Origin of the sequence: Escherichia sp. Lx600-2 (assembly GCF_036662595.1) — a bacterium.
In the GTDB taxonomy this organism is placed as follows: domain Bacteria; phylum Pseudomonadota; class Gammaproteobacteria; order Enterobacterales; family Enterobacteriaceae; genus Escherichia; species Escherichia coli.
The window spans coordinates 1-5,847 of record NZ_JAYQWM010000149.1; the positions used below are offsets into that span (position 1 = coordinate 1).

General features: G+C 46.5%; 12 protein-coding genes. 8 read left to right on the forward strand and 4 right to left on the reverse strand.

What is annotated here, in order from left to right:
* Window positions 1–580, forward strand: a 580-nt coding sequence (locus OQV04_RS23320) for an FRG domain-containing protein (protein ID WP_332643056.1), incomplete at its 5' end; no start/stop codon positions are given.
* Window positions 581–818: 238 nt separating this feature from the next.
* Here OQV04_RS23320 and OQV04_RS23325 read toward each other — a convergent pair.
* The 4 genes from OQV04_RS23325 to OQV04_RS23340 all read right to left on the reverse strand — a co-directional run bounded on the left by OQV04_RS23325 (window position 819) and on the right by OQV04_RS23340 (window position 3,106).
* Entirely contained in the window at window positions 819–1,241 is a 423-nt protein-coding gene (locus OQV04_RS23325; RefSeq protein ID WP_001534244.1) for a DUF977 family protein, read from the reverse strand.
* A 40-nt stretch (window positions 1,242–1,281) separates the two neighbouring features.
* Window positions 1,282–2,358 carry a phage replisome organizer gene (locus OQV04_RS23330; protein WP_106490574.1) on the reverse strand — a complete coding sequence of 359 codons (1,077 nt, stop codon included), beginning with the start codon at window positions 2,356–2,358 and terminating at the stop codon, window positions 1,282–1,284.
* A 71-nt stretch (window positions 2,359–2,429) separates the two neighbouring features.
* Window positions 2,430–2,855, reverse strand: coding sequence for a toxin YdaT family protein (locus OQV04_RS23335; protein ID WP_000693853.1), 426 nt, complete (start codon window positions 2,853–2,855; stop codon window positions 2,430–2,432).
* Window positions 2,852–3,106, reverse strand: coding sequence for a helix-turn-helix transcriptional regulator (locus OQV04_RS23340; RefSeq protein WP_001072337.1), 255 nt, complete (start codon window positions 3,104–3,106; stop codon window positions 2,852–2,854). The genes OQV04_RS23335 and OQV04_RS23340 overlap by 4 nt, the downstream gene beginning before the upstream one ends.
* Window positions 3,107–3,185: 79 nt before the next feature.
* On the opposite strand from OQV04_RS23340, the gene OQV04_RS23345 reads away from it, so the two are divergent.
* The 7 genes from OQV04_RS23345 to OQV04_RS23375 form a co-directional block, all read left to right on the forward strand.
* Complete coding sequence (locus tag OQV04_RS23345; RefSeq protein WP_000233320.1) at window positions 3,186–3,605, forward strand: helix-turn-helix domain-containing protein; 420 nt, start codon at window positions 3,186–3,188, stop codon at window positions 3,603–3,605.
* 297 nt (window positions 3,606–3,902) lie between these two features.
* Window positions 3,903–4,058, forward strand: coding sequence for a DUF1391 family protein (locus OQV04_RS23350; protein ID WP_000379589.1), 156 nt, complete (start codon window positions 3,903–3,905; stop codon window positions 4,056–4,058).
* Window position 4,059: 1 nt separating this feature from the next.
* Window positions 4,060–4,188: a protein YdfB gene (gene ydfB / locus OQV04_RS23355; RefSeq protein ID WP_000344964.1), complete on the forward strand. Its 129-nt coding sequence runs from the start codon at window positions 4,060–4,062 to the stop codon at window positions 4,186–4,188.
* 29 nt (window positions 4,189–4,217) lie between these two features.
* Window positions 4,218–4,436, forward strand: coding sequence for a protein YdfC (ydfC, locus tag OQV04_RS23360; RefSeq protein WP_044684616.1), 219 nt, complete (start codon window positions 4,218–4,220; stop codon window positions 4,434–4,436).
* Between the two features lie 568 nt (window positions 4,437–5,004).
* Window positions 5,005–5,193 (forward strand): cell division inhibition protein DicB, encoded by a 189-nt coding sequence (dicB, locus tag OQV04_RS23365; RefSeq protein WP_032265158.1) that lies wholly within the window; start codon window positions 5,005–5,007, stop codon window positions 5,191–5,193.
* On the forward strand, window positions 5,190–5,381 hold the full coding sequence (gene ydfD / locus OQV04_RS23370; protein WP_001083297.1) for a lysis protein YdfD: 192 nt from the start codon (window positions 5,190–5,192) through the stop codon (window positions 5,379–5,381). Before dicB ends, ydfD begins: the two co-directional genes overlap by 4 nt.
* 92 nt (window positions 5,382–5,473) lie before the next feature.
* A partial coding sequence (locus tag OQV04_RS23375; protein ID WP_072147117.1) for an exonuclease VIII occupies window positions 5,474–5,847 on the forward strand: 374 nt, incomplete at its 3' end.

The following is a 5,847-nucleotide window of genomic DNA, read 5'->3' on the forward strand; positions in this document are numbered from 1 at the left end:
GCAGCATTATGGCTTGCCTACAAGACTCTTAGACATTACATCTAACCCACTGATAGCATTATATTTTGCTTGCTGTTCGAACCCCGATGAAAACGGACAGGTGATTTCGTTTTCAACAAATAGAAAGAAAATTAAATATTTCGACTCAGATACAGTGAGCTGTATAGCAAACTTATCACTTTTATCTTACGAAGAGTTGGAAAAATTGTCCTCCTCTGATTCCAGAAAAGGTAATATGGAGTTATCTGAACTCACGGATAAACTTGCAGACCTTATACAGAATGAAAAATCATATTTCAGAAACAGAATAATTCCTGATGACTTAAGGAAAGTTGTTTTCCTTAAGGCTAAAATAAATAATGAACGCATACAATCTCAGGCAGGAGCTTTTCTTCTGTTCGGACTTGATCCCATTTTACCGGAAACAGATGCTGAGTTTCCTCTTAACAGAGTGGAGATAGCGAACAAAAATAAAATTCTGGAAGAGCTGGCGCAGCTTAATATATCCGAAAGCACTGTATATCCCAGCATGGAGAAAACGGCAGCAGAAATTGCAACAAAGTTTTTATCGGTATCATAAAGGGATAAACTAAAGGCAACGAAAACTAAGACTGCGCAGTCTTCAGATGGAAGTGCTCATTGGGAACGGTTTCAGGGGCAAAAACTGGAAGTTCCAGTGGGCCTTGAGCTGCTCCCTATAAATTAACATATCTCAATGTTATCAATGTCTGCTTTTGGCACAAAGCGGACAACCACGCTAGCTCTACCCTGTGCCACAAAATGTCAATTTACATCTGAACTAATGCACTTTAATCTCGTCACTTCAAAAAATACCGAACATCCCCCTGATAAAACGACAATATCCGCTGCATAACTTCGCTTTTACGACACTCAGTACAAATTATATTATGACGCCTGTCGTAACGACGTATTTCTCCATCAGGTAATGACCAGATAAGGTCCGGATCAACCGCAGATGGTTTCTTCAGCTTTGCCCTTGAGAGCTTTTTACGGGCATTTTGCCAGTCCTTACGCGCCTGTTCAGACGGGAATAACCCGTAACCAGAGTTGTATACATCGCCACTGGCAACCAGCTCTCTGGCCAGAACGCTCATCAGATATCTTGTTGCCCCAGTTTTAGCTTCCAGTTGTCGTAACGTCTCGCGCCCACTCTGGCGTACGAGTTCAAGAACCTGCCCTTTAATTTTTTCCCGCTCTTCTTGTGTAAAAACTTTTGCCACAAGCCCTCCTGAAAATTACCTCATGACCAGAAATTAACACTTACCCCCTGAAGCCCGGCGGAATTTCGTTATCCGGTTCAGAAATATGATTCACACAACGCTGGTTGTTCGTGCCGCTTACCGGGAGCAACCAGGGATTCTCAAAATTCCGGTCCGGTCCAAAAAACGTCGTCGCTCGCTGAACAAATTCCGTTCCCGTTTTCCCGGTAGCCGCCAGGTATCTTGCGTAACGCCTCACGCCATCCAGCATGGCCTCTGGTGGCACCCCCTCGCGTAATCTGGCCTTCCAGGCACTGAAAGCGGATTTCTTCGGGTTTGCCCCAGCACGCAACGGGTACTCCCGCCAGACCTGTTCGAACACATCCGGATAATCCACTCGTCCCACAGACTGCCCGGTGTTTTCCGGGACTACCCGATCGGCTTCCCGCTGAATGGCGGAATCGGCTTCGGGCTGCTGCAGTTGGTGTGATTGCTCCGGTCTTGCGGTCATCACCTGCTGCACAGCGCCCGAATCGGCTTTCAGCGCATACGCTGAATCGGCTTCCGGTGTCGTGCCTGCTGGCTGACCAGGATTGACGGTCTGAACATCCCCTGCCTGGTTCGTGGCGTTTTTTACGCCATGGACCATAGTGTTTTGATCTTCTTGATCTGTATCTGTATCTTTATCTGTATCTTTATCTGTCGTGACTCGTCGTGACATGTGCGTGACATTTCGTGACGCGCCGTGACAATCGCCATTTTGTTCCCGCTTTCTTTCCCTCTCTCGCTGCGCCCTCTTGCGCTCTGCAGGAGATTTTGCGGTTTGCGAAATATTGCCGTTGTCCTCTTTAAGCACCTGGCGTTTTTCCCATCCAGTGATTAAATCACCATCAAGTACCCGCCCCTGCATCGTCTGCAAAATTGAATCAATTACCTCTTCTGTCACGTCGAGCGCACTTGCCAAATCTTCTGTCGTGACATCAATGTGACCTCGCGTGACATTTCGTGACGCGCTCACCAGGAGGTGGATATACACTGCCATCACTGTTGCAATTGGCTGCCCTGACACCCTGGCAATTGTTCGCCACTTAGGGTCATTTGGCATGTCATGCCATAATCTGAGCCAGGCGTTAGCCATACTCACCTCTTTTGATACCGAATCTTTTTACTCACAAATTGCCGGAAGTGATCCGGTATGAATATTGCGAGTCAATGCACAGCCACAATATTTCCTGCAGGGCCACCACGATTCATCTGGTTGAAACCAGCGATCGCCACTGCGACAAAATCATCAGCGTCTCTCACCAGTCGTTCCCGCGTCTCCACTAGTTCCCGAAAATACGCTGAGCTATGACTGCGCATTCTGGCCACCAGCAGAGGTGGCATTGCTTTTTCGATAGCTGGTAACAACGCCTGAATTTTTTTAACCGCATCAGGGGTGTCTTTCTCCACCCAGCGGAAAATTTTCTGAGTATTGCGAGCCAGGGCTTCCGGATGGCTGTCGTCATACAGTTCCGGGAACGTCATTCCCAGCTCGAAATACGCTTTGGTAATTTTCGCAGCCGGTACTTTTTCGCCGTCCGGATGCGCCCAGGCATTCATCGCCATGCGGATGTGTTCATGCTTGATTTTCATGAATCAACTCCCATCAGCTTTTTCGTAGTAGTTTTATTCCTGCCAATAGTTAAAATTGCATCGGCAGAAAATAATCCGTTTGATGCAAGAGCGATTTTTTCAGCGTAATTTGTTTCGCCGGTATATTCTGTGCGAGGCAATTTTCCGTTATCCATCCATTTATAGATTGCTCTTTGGCTGACACCACAAACGTCGGCCACAACAGCAACGCGAACAGTTTTGATTACATCTTCAAGTGTTTTCTGGTTCATATCACCCTCACAATGTGAACTTTGAGTACATGCTATAACAGAACTGACAGTACATTCAAGAGCGAATATCATTGAACTTATGGTTCATGAAGATAAAGCGCGTAAAGAGTTCGCCAGTAGGCTTGCGCTAGCCTGTGAAAACGCTGGTTATGAACAACATGGAAGGCAGGCAGAAATTGCCCGTCGAATGAAATTAACACCAAAAGCGGTTAGCAAATGGTTTAATGGCGAAACAATTCCTCGCCGGGAGAAATTAAGGGAATTAGCAACACTAATAGGAACAACACCAACCTATCTTTTGGGAGAGGATACAGAAGAAAGTGGACAGGTACGTTTCTATCAGGAGTTAAATCCAAGACAAAAAATCATCATTGACCTTCTGGACGAGCTCCCTGACAGTGAGACAGATGAACTTTTAAAAACTCTTGAAGAGAAAAAACAGAAGTACAATGCAATTTACGAAGAGTTAGCACGAAAGAAAAAACAAAAAGCCTCTTAAACCAGCATAAATCCGGTAGCGCCTTCCTCCGGGTTTGTGCTTCACTTTATCCCATCTCATTTTTTTACACACAAAATGTACTAAAAGTACTTTACAACAATGAACGCAAAGTACATTATATGCCTACCACCCACCCCGCCCCACAGAATGCAGGGCAATACTTCGAGTTACCAGGCAGTGGTCAGGGGTTAAGTAGCCAGCCCGAGGCGTAAGAACATGACGGCAGGGTTCAACTTTAATAACTATGCAGCAGGTTTTTGTTCCGCTACCCCGGCGTTAAGGGGAAATGAGGTCAGCATGGATACTATCGATCTTGGCAACAGCGAATCTCTGGTATGTGGCGTGTTCCCCAACCAGGACGGTACGTTCACCGCGATGACGTATACCAAAAGCAAAACGTTTAAAACCGAAAATGGTGCCCGTCGCTGGCTGGAAAGAAACTCAGGTGAGTGATATGGATTTCGACACAATCATGGAAAAGGCTTACGAAGAATACTTCGAAGGCCTTGCCGAAGGCGAAGAAGCTCTCAGCTTCAGTGAGTTTAAACAGGCGCTTTCCAGCTCGGCAAAATCTAACGGCTGATAAGCGAAGCAGCACCGCGAGGAATCAGTATGCAGAAACGAGAACCAGTCATCATCGCGCCAGACTATACCAATGATGAACTTTATGAGTGGATGCGCCAGAAAATTAATGCAGCGCAGGATTTGAAATGGGCCAATGAAGCCAGGGCTAAGCAGGCTGAAAATCTGTCCGCTCTGGAGCAGGATATCACCAGGCTGGAAAAAGCAGCGGCATTAAGCATTGCCAGAATGATTACATACCCGCGTTAATAGCTAACCAACGAAGCTAAGGTTGGTAATTAAGGAGTTCTCCACGGGTGAGGTGGAGTGCGTGCGCCGGACACGGGTGAGCATCCGGCACTGACAGTTTACTGAAAGGATATTTCCCTGAAAAGTCAGACCATAACGCGAAAGCGCACGGCGAGGTAGCTGGTTCATAGATAGCCTGTCGTTAAATTTTCGTCGACCGTGCGCTTCCGGTTGTGGCAATCCGCGAAATGGCGCGGCGGTAAGTATGGCGGGGTTATTCCTTCCACCGTTGATGACACCGGGTTGTCAGGTTGACCATACGCTTAAGTGACAACCCCGCTGCAACGCCCTCTGTTATCAATTTTCTGGTGACGTTTGGCGGTATCAGTTTTACTCCGTGACTGCTCTACCGCCCTTTTTAAAGTGAATTTTGTGATGTGGTGAATGCGGCTGAGCGCACGCGGAACAGTTAAAACCAAAAACAGTGTTATGGGTGGATTCTCTGTATCCGGCGTTAATTGTTAACTGGTTAACGTCACCTGGAGGCACCAGGCACTGCATCACAAAATTCATTATTGAGGACGCGATAATGAAAACGTTATTACCAAACGTTAATACGTCTGAAGGTTGTTTTGAAATTGGTGTCACTATCAGTAACCCAGCATTTACTGAAGATGCCATTAACAAGAGAAAACAAGAACGGGAGCTATTAAATAAAATATGCATTGTTTCAATGCTGGCTCGTTTACGTCTGATGCCAAAAGGATGTGCACAATGAATTCAGCATTTGTGCTTGTTCTGACAGTTTTTCTTGTTTCCGGAGAGCCAGTTGATATTGCAGTCAGTGTTCACAGGACAATGCAGGAGTGTATGACTGCAGCAACCGAACAGAAAATTCCCGGTAACTGTTACCCGGTCGATAAAGTTATTCACCAGGATAATATCGAAATCCCGGCAGGTCTTTAAAACAGTTCCGTAATAAACATCCGGTTTCATTCTTATATGCCAGCAATGGTAGGGATTTGTTCACCCTGAAATCTGTAATGAGGTAAAACAAAATGAGTAAAGTCTTTATTTGCGCCGCCATTCCGGACGAACAGGCAATAAAGGAAGAAGGTGCAGTCGCTGTAGCCACTGCCATTGAAGCCGGTGATGAACGTCGCGCCCGCGCAAAATTTCACTGGCAATTCCTGGAACATTATCCGGCAGCTCAGGACTGCGCTTATAAATTTCTTGTTTGCGAGGATAAACCCGGTATACCCCGCCCTGCCCTCGATTCCTGGGATGCTGAATATATGCAGGAAAACCGCTGGGATGAGGAGTCTGCTTCCTTTGTCCCGGTTGAGACTGAATCAGATCCGATGAACGTCACTTTTGACAAGCTGGCCCCTGAAGTACAGAACGCTGTCATGGTTAAGTTCGACACATGTGA

Bases quoted from the DNA above. Each gene is read 5' to 3' on its own strand.
- OQV04_RS23330 (WP_106490574.1), bottom strand. From the start codon at position 2,358: ATGGCTAACGCCTGGCTCAGATTATGGCATGACATGCCAAATGACCCT.
- OQV04_RS23335 (WP_000693853.1), bottom strand. From the start codon at position 2,855: ATGAAAATCAAGCATGAACACATCCGCATGGCGATGAATGCCTGGGCG.
- OQV04_RS23340 (WP_001072337.1), bottom strand. From the start codon at position 3,106: ATGAACCAGAAAACACTTGAAGATGTAATCAAAACTGTTCGCGTTGCT.
- OQV04_RS23345 (WP_000233320.1), top strand. From the start codon at position 3,186: ATGGTTCATGAAGATAAAGCGCGTAAAGAGTTCGCCAGTAGGCTTGCG.
- OQV04_RS23350 (WP_000379589.1), top strand. From the start codon at position 3,903: ATGGATACTATCGATCTTGGCAACAGCGAATCTCTGGTATGTGGCGTG.
- ydfB (WP_000344964.1), top strand. From the start codon at position 4,060: ATGGATTTCGACACAATCATGGAAAAGGCTTACGAAGAATACTTCGAA.
- ydfC (WP_044684616.1), top strand. From the start codon at position 4,218: ATGCAGAAACGAGAACCAGTCATCATCGCGCCAGACTATACCAATGAT.
- dicB (WP_032265158.1), top strand. From the start codon at position 5,005: ATGAAAACGTTATTACCAAACGTTAATACGTCTGAAGGTTGTTTTGAA.
- ydfD (WP_001083297.1), top strand. From the start codon at position 5,190: ATGAATTCAGCATTTGTGCTTGTTCTGACAGTTTTTCTTGTTTCCGGA.